General features: G+C 51.6%; 7 protein-coding genes. All 7 read left to right on the forward strand.

Annotated features, from left to right (window positions below):
* Nucleotides 1–62: 62 nt before the first annotated feature.
* The 7 genes from IPN95_30540 (at nt 63) to IPN95_30570 (ending at nt 18,096) form a co-directional block, all read left to right on the forward strand.
* Nucleotides 63–2,156, forward strand: coding sequence for a tetratricopeptide repeat protein (locus IPN95_30540; GenBank protein ID MBK9453652.1), 2,094 nt, complete (start codon nt 63–65; stop codon nt 2,154–2,156).
* Complete coding sequence (locus tag IPN95_30545; GenBank protein MBK9453653.1) at nt 2,156–2,848, forward strand: response regulator; 693 nt, start codon at nt 2,156–2,158, stop codon at nt 2,846–2,848. The genes IPN95_30540 and IPN95_30545 overlap by 1 nt, the downstream gene beginning before the upstream one ends.
* Nucleotides 2,849–3,002: 154 nt before the next feature.
* The gene (locus tag IPN95_30550) at nt 3,003–4,682 is read left to right on the forward strand and encodes a hypothetical protein (GenBank protein ID MBK9453654.1); all 1,680 of its coding nucleotides are present in this window, start codon (nt 3,003–3,005) and stop codon (nt 4,680–4,682) included.
* Between the two features lie 3 nt (nt 4,683–4,685).
* Complete coding sequence (locus IPN95_30555; protein ID MBK9453655.1) at nt 4,686–10,106, forward strand: hypothetical protein; 5,421 nt, start codon at nt 4,686–4,688, stop codon at nt 10,104–10,106.
* Nucleotides 10,107–10,184: 78 nt separating this feature from the next.
* The gene (locus IPN95_30560; GenBank protein MBK9453656.1) at nt 10,185–12,179 is read left to right on the forward strand and encodes a hypothetical protein; all 1,995 of its coding nucleotides are present in this window, start codon (nt 10,185–10,187) and stop codon (nt 12,177–12,179) included.
* A 12-nt stretch (nt 12,180–12,191) separates the two neighbouring features.
* Entirely contained in the window at nt 12,192–13,421 is a 1,230-nt protein-coding gene (locus tag IPN95_30565) for a hypothetical protein (GenBank protein ID MBK9453657.1), read from the forward strand.
* A gap of 7 nt (nt 13,422–13,428) precedes the next feature.
* Nucleotides 13,429–18,096, forward strand: a complete 4,668-nt coding sequence (locus IPN95_30570) for a T9SS type A sorting domain-containing protein (protein ID MBK9453658.1) — start codon at nt 13,429–13,431, stop codon at nt 18,094–18,096.
* The last annotated feature ends 13 nt before the right edge of the window (nt 18,097–18,109 follow it).

An 18,109-nucleotide genomic window follows, 5' to 3' on the forward strand; every position in this document is an offset into this window, starting at 1 on the left:
ATTTACGAAGATTCGTGTCTGCAGCTGTTTCGAAGTATGGGTTGGAATCGTTTACTTAGGGGATGCATCGAAGGCATTCCGGTTCTTGGAACAAGGTGAAGTTTTTGTTGAGTGGACTGATCTTCGCCGCCATCAGCATCAATTTGTCGTTTGCGCAGTTGGAAAAAAACGCCTCGCCGCGCCTGAAAAAGCTTTCCAATTTGGTTTTTAAAGAGATAAACGGGAACCCCGAGGCAGTCTTCGATTCAGCAAGGATGCAGGTCCGCTTGGCCCAGGAGGAGAATTTACTTGGGTTTGAGGCACAGGGCAATTGTAATATCGCAGGGGTCTGGAATTGGCGCAACCAACTCGACAGTTCCCTCCATTATGCGCGGCGCGCACGCGAAGTCGCTTTGCGTTCAGGGTTGCCCAAACAGATATCCACCGGCTACAACAGTCTGGGCATCGTTTTTGAATTGCGCGGCCTTGCCGACTCTGCGCTTGCTGCATACAACAAGAGTTTGGAATGGTCCCAAAAGTCAGCGGACCACAAAGGTGAGGCACGTGCATTGCTCAACATCGGGATGGTTTACCGCTCGAAGGGTGAATTCTACAAAAGCCTGCAGAGCCTCCACCTAGCAGAGAAAGCCTGCCTTCGCGGGAACTTCGTGGGCTATCTTGCCAACCTATACTTGAGTATTGGGCAGGTCTATCTGCTGATCGGTGAACAAGATTTGGCTTTTGAAAATTTGCATAATGCCTTGAGACGTTCTCGAAAAGTGCCCAGGTATCGCATTAAGACGGCTGCGATGGAAGGACTTGGTGACCATGCTGTTGCGATCGGCGATACCCTGGAAGCTTTGTGTTGGTACGAGTCGAGCCGGCAGATTGCACATGATGCTCGGCTGACCGCACAAGAAGGACAGTCAAGTGCAAAGGCCTCAGGCATTTACCTTTTGCTTGGGCAAATGGATGCTGCCACGGATGCGGCGGAGTTGGCTGTGAATCTTGCGTTGCGTGACCATGATACGTTGACACTTGGGCGTGCCTACCATGCTTTGGGATTGGTGGATTTAAGGTCGGGCAGATACAACGCTGCGGTGCGAAATTGCGGGGTAGCGTACACTTATGCTTCAGAATCCGGACAAACCAATGATCTCGTAAAGGTTTGTGATTGCCTTTGGCGCGGCGCAGAAAAGGCTGGTCAGCCTCAACGCGCGCTCCGCCATTACCGTGAATATATCGAGCTGCGGGACAGTCTTTTCAACAAGGAAAACAACCTGGCGATCGCCCGACTTGAAGCCCGTCTCGATTATGAACGGAAGCACGCCTCAGACAGCTTGCTGCAAGCCGCCAAAACGCTGCAGCAGGAAACGATTTTCCAGACGAGGCTCACCCTTGAGCAAGAACGCAGCAGGTGGTTGATCGGGCTGAGCATTGTCGCCGCATTGCTTGCGTTTTCAGGCGCGATCGTTGGCATTGTCTTCAAGCGGCAAAATGGGCAGCTTTTTGCACAGAATGCATTGATTCACCAACAAAAGGAGTCGATTGAATCGGCCTTGGGCGAAAAGGAAGTCCTGCTCCGAGAGGTGCATCACCGTGTCAAAAACAACCTGCAAGTCATGATCAGCCTTCTCGAAATGCAAGCGGCCAAAGTCGCCGACCTCGCAGCACTCGACGCCTTGTTGGCCAGCAAAGGGAGGGTGCAGGCCATGACGCTGATTCATCAGAAGTTGTACCAGCAACAAAACATTGCCGACCTTGAATTTGATGCCTATTTGCGCCAACTCGTTTCGGCGGTTTGCGAATTGTATCCTGATGGCAGCCACGTGAATGTGGTTTATGCTGTGAATCCTTGCAGCTTTGGCATAGACACTGCAGTTCCTTTGGGTTTGATCCTCAATGAATTGGTTACAAATGCCTTCAAATACGCATTTGCCCACCGAGACGAAGGTACCTTGAAGGTGAGCTTTATGAGTGGCATGCAGGATTCCTTTGAATTGACCGTCGAAGACGATGGACCAGGCTTGCCCGAAGGTTTTGATTTGCAGCGCACGGAATCCCTAGGGATGCCATTGGTTCAAGGCTTGGCCCGTCAACTCAAAGGTACATTGATGGTCGGAAGGTCAGATTTGGGAGGAGCATTGTTTGTGATTCATTTTAAATCCTTGGGCTAATGTCGGGAAAACGCATCCTCATTGTAGAAGACGAATTTATCATCGCTGCAAACCTGCGGCAGGTGCTCGTTGATTTAGGCTACGATGTGATCGGCCACGCCTTCGATGCGCAGGAAGCCTTGGACCTGCTTCGGCAAAATGTGGCGGACCTTGTCTTGATTGATATTCGGCTTGGCTCGGGAATGGACGGCATCGAACTCGCCGCATTGATACGCGCAGAATCAGCAGTTCCATTTGTTTTTCTGACATCCCATGGCGATTCCAATACTGTTTCGAGAGCGAAAGAAGTGCATCCTGCGGGTTACCTTTTGAAACCCTTCAACAAGGCCGAAGTGTTCGCCACCCTCGAAATTGTGCTGGCAAACCGCGAGGCTGCCAAACAGACAGACCATATCTTTGTCAAGGTCGGGACTGCGCTTAAGAAGGTAAGATTCGCCGAAATCACAATGTTCAAGGCCGATCGCGTTTATACGGAGGTGCATCGAACGGAGGGCGCTCCGCTGCTTGTACGTGAAAGTCTGAATGCTTGGGAAGAGAAGTTGCCAGCAGGTTTTCTTCGGGTCCACCGGAGCTATATCGTTCACCTTCTTTTTGTAGAAGCAGTCGATTCCGGGAGCATTACCGTTGCGGGCAAGGAGATCCCCGTAACGCGACAGGTTAAGGAATTGATCCTCGGGAAATTGGGCCGTTGAAGAGATCGGTTCCTTGCGAATGTGATGTATCATTTGTCGGGATAGCTTGATTCGGAACATTAAACCAAGATTTTGGAACATTTTAAAAATGCTTTCAATCCAAATATTACCTTTGTAAGAATCGACAACTATTTGGAAATCTTGTCATTCGCGTGTGAAAAAGGGCTTTTTATTGCTCGTGATTTTGTTTTTGGCTGTATCGGCGTTGCGAGCGCAGGACGAAGGTCCTGACTGGAAACATCCGATTCAGGTTTCTGGCGGCTTAAATGCCACCACGGGATTCTATACGGCGTTTGGAGCACCCAGCCGCCGTCCACCTTTCACCTATGGCTTGAACGCCAACCTCAATTTCAAGGTTCTCGGCATGATCGACGTGCCATTTTCGGCGAGCTTCAGTCAGCAGCAAAGCAATTTCACCCAGCCCTTTAACCAATACGGCATTTCACCCAAATACAAATGGGTGACGGCGCACATTGGCTACCGCAACATGACTTTTTCGGACTTTACGCTCGCAGGTCACACTTTTCTCGGTGGCGGCGTGGAATTGACACCTGGCAAATGGAAAATTTCTGGGGTCGTCGGGCGTTTCCGGAAGCCGATTGAGGAGGCGAGGGCCTTGGCCGAAGGTGCCACCACTTCCTTTGGCCGCGTTGGCTACGGTTTGATGGTCGGCTTCGAAGACAAAGGCAACAGCATCGAAGCCTCGGTTTTCAAGGCCAAAGACAATATCAATTCGATCGATGCACCGACCCAAAGCCCGGATGTGACACCGGAGGAAGGTTTGGTATTGGGCATCAAGGGCAAGAAAAAGCTCGGCAAGAAATTGGACATCGAGGCCGAATATGCCCGCAGTGCGGTCACCCGCGACATTCGCGGGCCGATTGCCATCAACGAAGGTGGCGGTTCAAGCCTCAGCTATTTCGGCCCATTTTTCCAGCAACGCAGTGGATCCGCGAGCCATGCCGCCTACCAAGGCAAAATCAGCTACAAAGCCAAAGCGGGCAACCTGAGCCTCAAGTACAAACACATCGACACCGACTACCGTACGTTGGGCGCCTACTTTTTTGCCAATGACGTCGAAGATGCCACCTTAAATGGAAGCACCTCGTTTTTCAAAAGCAAAGTAAGCCTCGCTGCCAGCGTAGGTGCGCAGCGCAACGACTTGGCACAGATCAAAGCGACGCGTAACAGCCGCCTGATTTACAGTGGCAACCTTGGTTATGCGCCCAACGACAAATGGAATTTCAGTCTCAATGGCAGCAATTTCAGTTCGTTTCTCAAGGTCGATCAAGACATTCTCACGGATTCCCTCAACTTCTACCAAGTTACCCGCAACGCAGCATTTAACGCGATGCATCAGTTTGGCGGCGACGAAAACAAACAAAGCCTTTCAGGGAATGTGAGTTATCAAAATGCAGTCGGTCGCAAGGAATACAGCATTATCCCCGACAACGTCACCGACTTTTTTAATGTCGCCCTCGCGCATACGCTCAAGCTCAAAACCCTTGGATTGGACATCAGTTCGATGGCGAGCTTCACCCATACGATTCTGCCTGGAACCACGACATCATTTGTCGGTCCATCCGTTGGCGTAGGAAAAAGCCTGTTTGAAAAGAAGGCAAAGGTGATGTTCAGGACATCGTACCAAACCGTTTTTGTCGATGGCAGCATCAGTTCGACGGTGTTTACCAACCGCCTGAACGGCAATTACAAACTCGGCAAGCACCATGGCATCACGGCAAGTATCGAATTTTTACGGAAGTCGGCGATTGCAACGACGGCGACTCAATTTTCTGAAATGCGGGGCTCCGTCGGTTATTCATTCAACTTTTAAGGCATGAGAAAGCCAATGCACGATCATAAATCGCTTTTCAGTCCTGCAAGAATGGTCCAATGGCTTGCCATCTTTGCTGCATTTAGCTTTGTGCTCGCCCATCGCGTGAACGCGCAGGCCTATCCTGCCGTCGTGACGGTCGTGATGCAGCCGCCTTATTCGCCCTATCTCTCCGATTTCTTGCAGCCTGGACAAGAGCGCATCATGCTCAATGTCAACTTTTTGGACCAAAGTGAACCGTCTTGGGATGCCAAAATCCGCCTGACCATTGAAGGCAACGGACTCACGCTGCGCACGTCACAGCCGTTTTACCAGCGCATAACCTTGAGCCCGGGTCCAAATATGATCGACCTGCTTGAGTTGGAGCAACTCTTTGACTTCAGTAAAATGGATGTGCAAGGGACCAACAAAAACGACCTTGTAAATGCAGGTCGTCTGCCCGAAGGGACTTATACTTTTTGTGCGGAGGTGATTGATGCTGGTCGTGAAGTTCCGTTTGCGCTGCCTGGTTGCGTTACCGCGACGCTGATTCAAAACAATCCTCCACAGCTGACTGCACCTGAATGCGGTGCGGTCATTTCCGCCGCGGGTGGGCAAAACATCATCTTCAACTGGATTCCGATGCACGATCCATCGATCCAAGTGGAATATCAAATCAAGCTCGTACAGGTGCCTCCTGGGATGAACGTGAATGACGCGGTCAACAATACTTCATTCCCTATCCTCGATTGGCAACCCGTCAACGGCACAAGTTTTGTCTATGGCCCAGAACAGGTTCCCCTCGATCTGAATCAAAAATATGCTTTTCAAATCCGAGTGGTCGACATCAATGGCTTGACCACCTTTGAAAACGATGGCAAAGCGCCCGTTTGCTGGTTTACCTATGGCTACAGCGACGATGGCACGATTGACCTGACAGCCCCCGCCCACCAAGTCCGCGTCGAAGACCCCGAACGGGTAGATTTTGCTTGGGGAGGCCCGAGCAATGCCGTCAATGGTCAGCCGCTGAAATACCATCTCAAAGTCGTCAAGCTCAATGCTGGCGAACGCGTCACCAATCAATCTGCCGCTGCGGCCTATATGGACCGCACCCAAGGCGTTTGGTACGACGATTCGACCAACATCATGCCAAATATTTATGGTGGCTCGGTCACCGTGGAGCAGCCTTTGGAGCCTGATGCCTACTATGCCTGGCAGATCAAATCCAGTACGGATGGCTTTAAGACCGCCAAGTCAGAGATATGGGAGTTCAAGGCTCCGCCGGTGGTGTATTCCTTTTGGGTGGCTGATGGTGCTTACATGATCACGGTCAACAGTACGACCAACATCACGAAGATTAGCAATACGAAATACAGCAACCTTGCAGGCACCGGCACAGTGGTCTTGGCCTCTGGTGAGCAACCTACTGAGGTGAGCTACACGGGTCTCACGGTCGAGATGGTCGCCAACAAGTGGGTGCTCAAAGTCGGCGAAGTTGTGATTCCCAAGACCGAATCCAAAGAGCTGGACTTTGGTGACTACGGCGATGGCACCTATGACATCAATGCCTGGGTGCTCACTGCCATGGAGTTTTTGGCCCAAGGGCAGGTGCGGTGGCGGTTTCCTTTGTCGGTAAATTCTCCAGGGAATGCCGTGGTCGTATCGCAGGAAAATGTGCGACTGAATTATCTCAACAAGGTGCTGAGTGGTGCTGTCGCATTTGCAGAAAACCAAAGCTTCAACTTGCTCATCCCGATGGGCTTCTCGGTGAAATACAAGTTGCCTTCGCAGTTCATTGTAGCTCCTGGAGGCGCCACGACCCTCAAGATGTATGGAAACGTGATTTTTCCTTCCAACCTCAAGACGGTTTCTGGTGACGCATTCAGTGTGCCGTTTGAGAATATTTCCAATCCATGGTACATGGTTGTCGAGCGACAAGCCGGCGGGGAAAAGCTGGTTTTGTTTTCCAACACCAAAATGAGTCTGCAACCCAAGAGTTTTGTAGTCGACTTCTCTGGTTCACAGTCACCTGCAGGGCTTTTCTCCGGTACTCCGGAATGGATGGGGGTATACATTACGGAACACAATATTTTCTTGCCCTCTGACTTTGACGAAAAGGCACAGCTTTCACTCACGGAACCCATCGTCCTCACATACGTTGCTGGTGAGCCAGGTTTTCAGCCGGCTTGGATCACCGCCGGCGGATTGAGTCTGGATGTCTCGGCAACGTTTGAAAGTGCCAATTCAGAACCCTACTACGCAAGGATCAATACCTTCAAAGGCAAGCTTGCCTCCCTTGCGTTGAAGATCGAAGACAATTCGCTCAGCAACAGCAAATTCACTGGCTTCCTGAAGGTGCCATTTTTGGATGCCAACCGTAAGCTGGATTGGGTCGCACCCATTGCTGCCAATGGCATCCAAACTGCCTACTTCCATGAGGACTCCATCAGGGCCTTCGGCAAAACCTACAACCCGCTAGACACCTTGTCAAAGGTGAAATTGGAGATCAACCAAGCCGTGTTTGGCGGCGGAGACCATATCAAGATGAATGTGAATCTTGAATGGCCCGCGATGAGTGTGAGCTTGAACAATGTTGCCGGGCTCAAGGTTTGGGGCAACGGCGATCTTGGCTTTGGGGAACCCAACGGAAAAGTGGACTTGACCGCGCAGGTTCCGGTTGATATTGGCGGCATGAGTGGAACTGCCACAGGCGTGGGCGCATTTTATGAAAGCCTAGTGTATGGATTTGCCATGCATACACAGATACAACTGCCTGGAGGAATCACCTGCTCGGCCGCTCCGCTCAAGGTTTCAGTCGCCGGCTCACAGGGCGAGTCGGCTCCACCGATCATCTACACGCGTGTCGACGGAAAGGAAATGTCTGCCAAAACCAGGATTGGGCCGCTCAAAATCGCGATCGACAACAGCCTGATACAGGCCGATCTTTTTGCAGATTATGTAGACGATGATCCCGCATTTGGGTCAAGATTCGAGGCGAAAGGCAATATTCTCGTCAAGCAACCCGACAAATTTGTCGCAACAGCGAGGTTGGTGATCGCTGAAAAGGACGGAACAGGTTTTTGGTACACACGCTGTGCGGCCCAAGGGCTCAACAAGGTCATCGAGGCCTATCCAGATTTTTCCCTGAACGGATTTGACTTTAAGATCTATCACCACTTGGCCTCCCGGCAAGGAGCGGCATTTGACCAGCCCAATCAATTCAACGATTTCTGGAATTTGAATGCAACTCCCGATGGCGCAAATTCGATCGAGGGCCATGATATCAATGCAAATGTGGCTTTGGGGATGTATGGTCAAATCGGCCTGCACGATACTTACAGTGGCAAAAAACAAAAAAGTGGCCCGATTAACATCACCGAAGGATTGCCCAGCCTTTCAGACATCTTGCCTGACATCCCAGGTGTATGTGAACTTCAATACAGAGGAAAAAGCGTCTGCTCCTATTTTGAATTTCCTTGGGAGGGCCTGAACATTTGTGATATCAAGGTGCCCTACATTTCCAATGGTATGGCTGGCACCAAGAGCATTTGTGAGGTGAACCTCTTCGATGTCAATTGGCCGAGTCTTGAGTTTTGCGATTTGATGATGCCAAGCGGAAAAAAACTCGGCGACTTCACGCTCGGGCAGTTAGGCTTCAGCGACATCAATATTTGCGACCTCAAGTTGCCCAATGGCTCTGGAATCTGTGAATACTTTGATATCAGCGGCAAGTTTTGCGATATCCGCGATCAAAACGGCCCGATTTGCGAAAAGAAATTGTGCGACTTGATGCCTGACCTTCCTCCGGTTTGCCAATGGAAATTTCCCGGGGTAAAGGCCATCTGTGATTTCAAGATCGGAGACATCATCCCCAACATAGACATGTGTGCATTCTTGAGTCAAAATGGAGGGGAATCCATTTTCTGCAACTGGAATTGGCCTGACATTGTCCCTGAGATTCCCAATCCTTGCGACCTCCGTCTGCCAAATGGCACCAAGCTCTGCAGCCTTACTGCAAATTGGTGCGACATCATCGTGCCCGTGGTGCGCAATGGCAATCCGCAGCTGATTCCGCTTTGTCAGGTGAAATGGTGGGAATTTGATTGGTCGATGGGGAATGTCTGCGAATGGAAAATCGGTGGACAACCGCTTTGCAGTTTTGACCTGAAGTTTTGTGACCTGAGGTTTCCGCTTACCGATCAGAAACCCTGCGACCTGATCCCCAATTTCTGCGACCTTGTGGATCCTATTTCTGGCAAGAAAGTTTGCGAACTCGGCCTTTTCGATATCCCTTGGCCCGATTTCAATTTCTGTAATCTCGTTTGGCCTGGAACCAACCGCAAGGTATGTGACGTGAGCTTCAAATACTGCGACCTGCGCAATCCAATCACCAATGGCTCACCTCCTTTGTGCAACTTTAAGTGGCCCAACCTGCCTAGTCTTCCGAGCCTTCCCAACCTCTGCGACATGCAGATCAAAATGCCCAATGGCTCCATTAAGAAGCTTTGCGATATTGGTTTCAACCTGGAACTCCCCAGTATTTGCAACCTGCAGCTTCCCAACAACGCGCCGCTCTGCAAAATCAAGCTGCCAAATTATAATCTTCCTGTACCCACCATTCCCAATGTTCCCGGTATCCCGGGTCTTCCGGAAAACATGTACCAATGGTTGTTCATGACAGGGGTACGTGCGGAAATCGAAAACAGTGGCGCCATTCGCCAACTCGCACTGAATGGCTACGGATGGTTGTACACCTACCGTTTGGATCCAAACTCTTCCTATTTGGCAAGAGGTTTTGGTGGAATCGAAATGTGGCCTGCACAGAAGAAGGTGCAATTTCACTTGGAAGCAGAGGCTGGTTCTGTGAAGACCGATTTGGGACGCATCAAGCCTGTCTGTGGTAGTGGTGAGGCCAATGGACAAATGACTCCGCAAGACTTCTACATTGATATCGGTACGCAGTCCAACCCTTGGGAGATGGAGCTTGGCTGTATCAGTGAATTGCGGAACTCAGGCTATATTAAAGCAAGACCGTCGGGTATCTTGGCGCATGGCGAAATCAATCGAGAGGCCGTGACCTCCTACGGGATAGACATCGACGGTGTCGCCGAAATCGATTTCCGGGCTGAAGCACATCTGAATGTCGCAGTAGAAGTTGGGGTTTCGTTTGACAATCCCGCCATTTTTGGATCCATTGCCGCTGATGCAGGAGCAGAAGTGGGCATGGAGGTGGATCCCGATGCGGGGGAAGACTTTGACGTGACGTTTGCGAGTGTCAACGTCGGCGGCGAGCTCAGCTTCAAGATCGACGATGAATTTTGCATGGCTGGGAAACTCTACGGCGAGGTTTCGGTGCTTGGAGTTGGAGTGGACATCCATGTCGGTGTCGAAATCAAGGACGGGGACGTCAGTTTCCCCAAAAATCCCGATCGCTGTTATGATTGAGAATCCCGTGAAGGGAATGATAAGACCTTTGAAAATAAAGAAGAGCTGAACAATTGAGAAGTAAGAATGCGTTTTGAAGTGAGACATATCATTCTGGGAATGACCGCATTGATGCTGTGTTTTTCAGCAGCAATCGGGCAGCGTACGGTGCTCGCAATGCCCGACGATGGTGGCGTTTGGGTGCGATGGACCTCGCCGGATTTGAAAAGTACAAATGGCATCAATGTCTATCGGCAAGAGAATGGCGCTGGGGAATGGAAACTGCTCAATGCGCAACCTTTCACCTATGGTCAGACCGACATCAGCGGTTTGATGGCCCAAAACAAAGACATCAAAAATGCAAAGGAGATGGCCGATGGTCTCCGGAAGAAGAACCAGCTGGAAGGCATTGGCTTGGCCCTTGTCCTTACCAATGCGGTCGAGAGCCGTGAGTTCTCCTCCTATTTGGGCATCATCTACCACGATAAATCCGCTGAGGTTGGCAAAGAGTACCGGTACGAGGTCAAGGAGGTGCGCGGAGGCAGCGAGAGCAGCTACGGCGTTTCCGCAAGTGTGAAAGCTGGCAAACAGAAGCCGGGCGCAGCAGTCAAGGATATCAAGACCAAAGTAGGAGATGCAAAACTTTCCTTTTCCTGGAATCCGGAGCCTGATCGCCTCACGGGTGCCCACGTTTACTACAAGATTGGCGGCAGCAACTGGCAGCGCCTGAACAAGAAGATCATTTTGCCCAGCAAAATGGTCCAGAAAAACGGGGAGAAGGCGTATCCTGAATGGCTTTTCCTTGCAGACAGCCTGCAAAACGGCACCACCTATACCTGTATCTTGAAGGGAGTCGATTTTTTCGGGTTTGAAACGGAAGCCAGTCAGGAGTTTAAACTGACACCGCTTGACAAGACCCCTCCTCCGCAAGTCTCGAAATTTGAACTGAAGTCGAATGTTGACAGGGTGACTGCTACCTGGGTCCTTCCAAAGGGGAAGGGAGTGGAAGGCATCAACGTATATCGCCTGAAAGGAATGGACACGGTTTGGGTGAAAGTGAACAAGCAACCGTTGCCGCCATCGGCTATAAAATTCGAGGATGAGGTGAATGAACAAGGGGTAACCTATACCTATGCCATTGCGAGTTTTGACAAAGCTGGCAATGAGAACCGCACTGTGGGCCAATTTGTAACGGTTCGTGATGTAAAGCCCCCGTTGCAGGTTCGCAATCTCAAGGCGGTCGCCGATACCGGCGTGATCAAACTCACATGGTTTCCAAACCCGGAGAAGGACTTGAAGGGTTATCTGGTCTACCGCATGGCCAAGACCAATGGGTCGGCCGATACCATTCAAATTACCACCTCGGCAGTTGCCGCCAACAGCTACAACGATACCTTGCCCAAAGTGGCCAAAAACGCATTTGTCTATTTTGTCAAAGCTGTCGATACCAGTTACAACGTCAGTGTATTCAGTGCATCGGCCACTGCATTGTTGCCTGACCCCGAGCCACCGCAAACACCGACCATCAAGAGTATCCGCAAAGATGCGGAGGCACTAAGATTGGTATGGTTACCTGGAATGGAAACAGACTTGGCAGGGTATTTCATTTATCGATCCACAAGCGAAAAAGGACCCGACAGTATTTGGAAGCCCTTGATGGAGCGGCCCCTGAGCGCGAAAGACACTGCTTACAATGACCGCACCATTGCTGCCGGGCAAGTGTACTACTATTCCGTACAGGCCATCGACAATGCGGGGAACCGATCTGGCAGGTCGGAGTCTTTTTCAGGCAATGTGACGACGATGCGCTTGAAGGCGGTACCTCAGGATATCGAGGTCAAGCATGGAAAGGGCAAGCCAGAGGCAACGATTACATGGTCATTGCCGCAAGGTGCCGATGTGATCGGATGCATGGTCTATCGCAAACAGGGAAAGGAAGAGTTTCTACCTGTTTCGGGTTTGGTTCAGGATTTCAAAGTCGTGGACCAGGGCCTCAAAAAAGGAAACACCTACTATTATGAAATCCGGGCATTTGACAAGGTGGGAAACTTTGCCAAATCAGCCCCTGTTACTTTGACGGTTGAAGCAGAATAATATTTAGCGCGTATGAAAACGATGTTTACATCCTTGAACTTTGCTTATCGGCTCTTGTTCCTCCTCTTATTGTCGGTCCCAGCCCTTACCATTGCACAGATCGGCGTAGGGACCACCACCCCTCACCCTTCATCGATGATGCACATCTCGCCGGGGGCTGGTAACAACAAGGGGTTCATTTTGCCCAAGATCACCTCGGGCAGCCGTGTCGTGTTGGACAGTACCCAAAACATCGCGCATGGACTCATCTTTTTCGATACCGACCTTCAGAAGTATTATTATTTCCATCAATCTCCCCGGCAATGGTTTGAGTTGGATCATGACTGGATCCGCAAAGACATTCCTGGCGCAAGCCCCGTGGTAGGCAATCACATCTATTCAGGTGTCACAGGTAACGTAGGAATTGGTACAGGAACGGCTTTTGATCCAACCGAAAAGCTCACCGTCGTAGGCAATGTGAGCATTGGAGCTGCAGCTTGGGCCCAGGATTCCAACATTACCACATTTACCAGCGGAGCCTTGGCTGTGGACAACTGGATCGGCATCAATACCATCACCCGCACGGGAGGAGTCGAGTTTGATGTCAAGGGGCAGGCCAATATATCAAGTACGTTGACGGTAGGTGGAGATGTCACCGCCAACAAGTTTAACGGCCTGGGAATCGTGCCGATCGGCACCGTAGTGATGTGGAGTGGAATCATGAACACCGCCACCAACTTTGACGCCAACGGGACAGGGGTCGTCGGCACACAGTACGAAGGATGGCAACTGTGTAACGGATTTCCAGGTTCACCCGACTTGAGAGGAAGGTTTGTTGTCGGTGTGCTTGAAGATACGACCAGAGGACAAGTACGGCAACCGGGTACAGGCACTGAATACAACAATCCGGATTATCGGTGGGGTGGTATCAAAGGTGGGGAGCGGGAGCATACCCTCACGATTGCTGAAATGCCTTCGCATGCCCATGGGGGAAATACGCAAGATGCTGGCAATCACAGGCATGGTTTTAATGATAGTTACCGAGACATCAATGACTACGATGTCATCGAGGATGCTAATGGAGCAGGGAATGATCTTCCTTACAATATGACTTCATCAAATGACCTTACGGATTTTGACGGCATTCATAGTCATGGCATCGATGCCCAAGGTGACGGCCTCCACATGAAAACCGCCCTCCCTACTACGTTCTCGCCTTCATCATCAGGAAGCAATAAGCCAGTTTTTGGGTCCCCAAATTGATTTCGCCATGAAATACCTACGTCCGCCGAAAAGCTTGCTCAGGGGAAAAATCCTTGGAATCCTCCTCGCACTCACACTCCCACTCACACTGCATTCACAGGTGGATTTGTACATTGCGGGCGACATCGTCCTCAGCGGGATCAATGACACGCTCTACGCCCAAGGCAATATCATTTACAATGCGGGCGCAGGCAAGATGAATCAAGTCGTGAATTCGGCGCTGTATTTCACTGGCAATTTTCAAAACAACAACCTCACGCAGCTGCCGTTTTACGTGGACCTGAACCCATTGCTGCGCTCACGCGGAGCCGCCATCGCCGACCAGGGCTTTGCCCAGACCATCGGTGGCGCAGGCAAGATCAACTTCTACAGCCTTGAAATCTCCAAGGTCCTCGCTACCCAAAAGGTGGATCTGAACAATCAGATCACGATGTTCAACAAGCTGAAAATGAATACGGGCGATCTCAATGTGGGCTCGGCCAGCATCATCTTCAACAACAAGGACACCGCCTCCACGATCACCGGCGAGACCGACATCAACCGGATTTATGGTAGCACAGGCTACTTGCAAGTGAAACGCTTCGCCAATAGTAGCCTCGTTTCGCCAGCACGATTGGGTTTGACCTTCAACAACTTGCAAGACTCCGTATTGGTGAAGCGCTATTTTGTATCGCAGGCCACCGCCGCTGATGGCGGCATCGAACGCTACTATGAGGTCCGCAACAGCAATGGTTCAGTGGTAGGCGCATTCGGCGAATCGGTCTACCTCGACAGCACAGAAATCAATGGCTATGGACAGGAAGCCAACCTCCGTTTGTTCAAATCCGCAGACAATGGCCTGACATGGAATATTGTTCCGAGCTCCGTGGACATCAACCAAAACAAAGTCACCGCCAACAGCATCCAAGGTATCACCACCGACACCCTGCGCTATACATTGGCCGACTTTGCATGCGCCAATCCGCCGATAGATAGTTTGGGCGCGGATACCAGCTTTTGCAATGGGGATTCGCTGCAGTTGAATGCAGGTACGGGTGCGGGATTCAGCTATCTCTGGAACACTGGGGATACAACCCAAACCGTTTGGGTCTCCAATACCACGACCTTGTGGGTCGAGATCACCAACAACCGCGGTTGCGTCACGCGAGATACGATTGTCGTCACGGAAAACGGCTTGCCATTTGTCAACTTGGCTTTGGGACAAGATACCGTTACCGCCTGTGCGGCGATTCCACTGGGATTGGATGCAGGAAATGCCGGAGCCAGCTTTCTTTGGAGCACCAACGATACGACACAGCTCATCAGCCTGTTGCACAACGATACGACCGTCGGTTATGACACCGTTTGGGTTGTGGTCACCGACAGCAATGGCTGCGCCAACAATGATTCGGTCATCTTTGAAAAATCACCCGCACCCGTCGTCAATCTCGGCGGCACCCGCAACATCTGTGGCGGCACCAATGTCGTTTTGAACACCGCCTTGTCTGGCGCATCCGGGAATGTGGGTCCAACCTTCCTTTGGAATACGGGGGCAATCCTCCCCAGCATCACCGTCGGGATCACTGGTCAATATGACGTCACCGTGACCAACAGTTACGGTTGCCAGTCCGCCGATACTGTGCAGGTGAACGTAGCGCCCAGCATTTCGGCAAATACCTCCGCCACGGATGTTACCTGCAATGGCTTGGGCAACGGAACGGTTTCGTTGAATGTTACCGGCGGTACCCCCGCATTCACATTTCTCTGGAGCATTGGGGCCACCACGCAAAACCTCACCAACCTGGGCCCTGGCACATTTTTGGTCACAGTAACCGACCAAATGGGTTGCACCGCAAACGCAAGTGCGACCGTGACGCAGCCTGCAGCACTTACCCAAACCATTTCTGGCACCAACGTCACCTGCAACGGTGCTGCCGATGGTGTAGCGAGCATCACGGTTGGGGGCGGGACACCTGCTTACACCTACTTGTGGAGCAATGGTGCTACGACATCCTCCATCACCAACCTTGGTCCAGGCACATATACTGTGACGGTTACAGACGCCAATGGCTGTACGGTCACCAATAGCCGCACGATTACCCAGCCACCCATTCTCACGCTCAGCCTCGCCAACCAACAGAACATAGGTTGCAACGGCGGCGCAAATGGGCAAATCGACATTGCAGTTACGGGCGGAACCACCGCTTATACCTATCTCTGGAGCAACGGTGCCACCACGCAAGACGTCACAGGTTTGACGGTCGGAACCTATGGTGTGACGGTCACCGATGCCCATGGTTGCACCGTGAACGCCAGCTTTACATTGACCGAACCCGCTGCATTGACCTTGAACGAAACCCATTTGGATGCCACTTGCAATGGCGCTTCGACAGGCAGCATCGACCTCACCGTTGCTGGAGGTACCTCGCCCTTCACCTACCAATGGTCCAATGCGGCGACTACCGAAGATATCAGCAATTTGGGTGCAGGTTCCTACACCGTGACTGTATCTGATGCCAACGGATGTACTTCCACGGTTGCTGCCGTGATCAACGCACCTTCGGCACTTGTTCTAACAGTTTCAGCCTACAGCGCTGCCTGCGGTCAGTCCGATGGTTCAGCAGCTGTTCACGTAACCGGTGGTACACCCGGCTATACCTACAATTGGCCGACGGTCGGAAGCACATCCGATTCGATTGCGAATATTCCGGCAGGCATCTACCCTGTGTTTGTGACGGACGCCAATGGGTGCTTGGATTCGGCCACGGCCGCGGTCAGCAACACGGGAGCGCCGACGGTGAGTCTGGATTCGACGGCCAACGTGACTTGCTTTGGCGGAACGAACGGTTATGTTTCGGTGACTTTCAATGGCGGTGTGGCGCCTTTTACCTATCTCTGGACAAACGGGGACACCACGATCGCTGCCTCAGGTTTGGGCGCAGGCACATACAACCTCACCGTAACTGCGGATGACGGCTGTCTCGCCTTTTTCAGTCAGCTGATTACCCAACCGTCCGCGTTGACGGGTGCGGGAATTGTCACCAATGCCTCCTGCTCGGGAGCCAATGACGGTGCCATTGATTTCATTCCGAATGGCGGGACCTTGCCTTATGCCTTCCTTTGGTCCAACTTGGCAACGACGGAGGATTTGACCGCCCTTGTCGGTGGCAGCTATGATGTCCTGTTGACCGATGGAAATGGCTGCATTTTGCGAGATACCTTTTTGGTCTCCGAACCGAATGCGCTTGTTTTGTCCCATGTCTCAACGAATGTGTCTTGCGGTGGTGGATCAGATGGAAGCATCGATTTGATCGTGAGCGGCGGTTCGCCGGCGTATTCCTACACCTGGTCTTCGGGCCAAATTTCGGAAGACTTGACGGGATTGGTTGCAGGAAGTTACCTCGTAACTGTGACCGATTTGTTGGGTTGCGCCGCCTTGGATACTGCGGTGGTTTCCGAGCCGACACCCATTAACTTGGCATTGGACAGCATTGACGTTCAGTGTAATGGCGGGGCAAATGGCGAATTGAATTTGTTGGTGAATGGTGGGACTGCTCCTTTTGCTTTTGCTTGGAGCAACAGTGCGACCACCCAAAACTTGGTGAACTTGTCGCCAGGCAGTTATGCAGTGACGGTCACTGACTCCTTAGGTTGTGTGGCCAATGCGGCCTCCACCATCAATGAGCCGGCTTTGCTCAATTTGGTGCTCAATGCCACCGATGTTCATTGTGGTGGGAATGCCAATGCCACCGCATCTGCCATCGTGACAGGAGGAACAGGTGCCTATCAATTCGTCTGGAGCAATGGCGATACCACCGCCAATCTTGCGAATTTGGCTGCTGGCAACTACACCTTGACGGTCACCGATGACAATGGATGTTTCGTGAATGGCAGCGTCAATGTGATTGAACCACCCACCCTTACCTTTGCCGCGACCATCGTAGATGTGACCTGCCAAGACCAAACAGATGGTTCGATCCTGACGACTTCGTTTGGTGGATCGCTGCCTTACAGCTACGCTTGGAACAACGGCGCGACGACCCCCAACTTGGTGGGTGTTGGCGCTGGCGAATACATTTTGACCCTTACCGACTCGGCGGGTTGCACTTTCAGGGACACCCTGACCGTGGACCAAGGCGACAGCAGCTTGCAAGGGCGCTTCCTGATGGCTTCGGTCGTCAATTCGGAGGATACCGTTTATTTCCTCGAATTTTCAACCCCGGTACCGACTGTCATCGATTGGGATTTTGGGGATGGCAGCACGGATTCGATCAGCTACCCATGGCATGTGTATGCAGATGTCCCCAACGTGGACACGAGTTACTATGACGTGCAACTCGCCGTCGCGAATGCTTGGTGTACCGACACCGTGGTGAAAACCATCAAGGTGGTCAACGGCTCCGGCAAGGTCAATCAGGGCCCTGGGCAGAACGGTGTCGGCGACATCCTCACTGTGGCAGTTTATCCGAATCCCAACATGGGAACCTTCCAAGTCGACATCTTGCTCCGAAAAGATATGGATGCAAAAGTTCAAGTAATAGATTTGCAGGGCCGAATCGTAACGCAGCGGAGCTTGGCCGGAGACGATACTTACAAAGTAGAATTTGCCTTGGACAATAAAGTCGCCGCGGGCGTGTATCTGGTAAACATTCAGGTGAAGGAAAGCCAGAAGATTGTGCGGATTGTGAAATTTTGATAGAACCTAGGAA

This window comes from Bacteroidota bacterium (assembly GCA_016718825.1).
Lineage (GTDB): Bacteria > Bacteroidota > Bacteroidia > J057 > JADKCL01 > JADKCL01.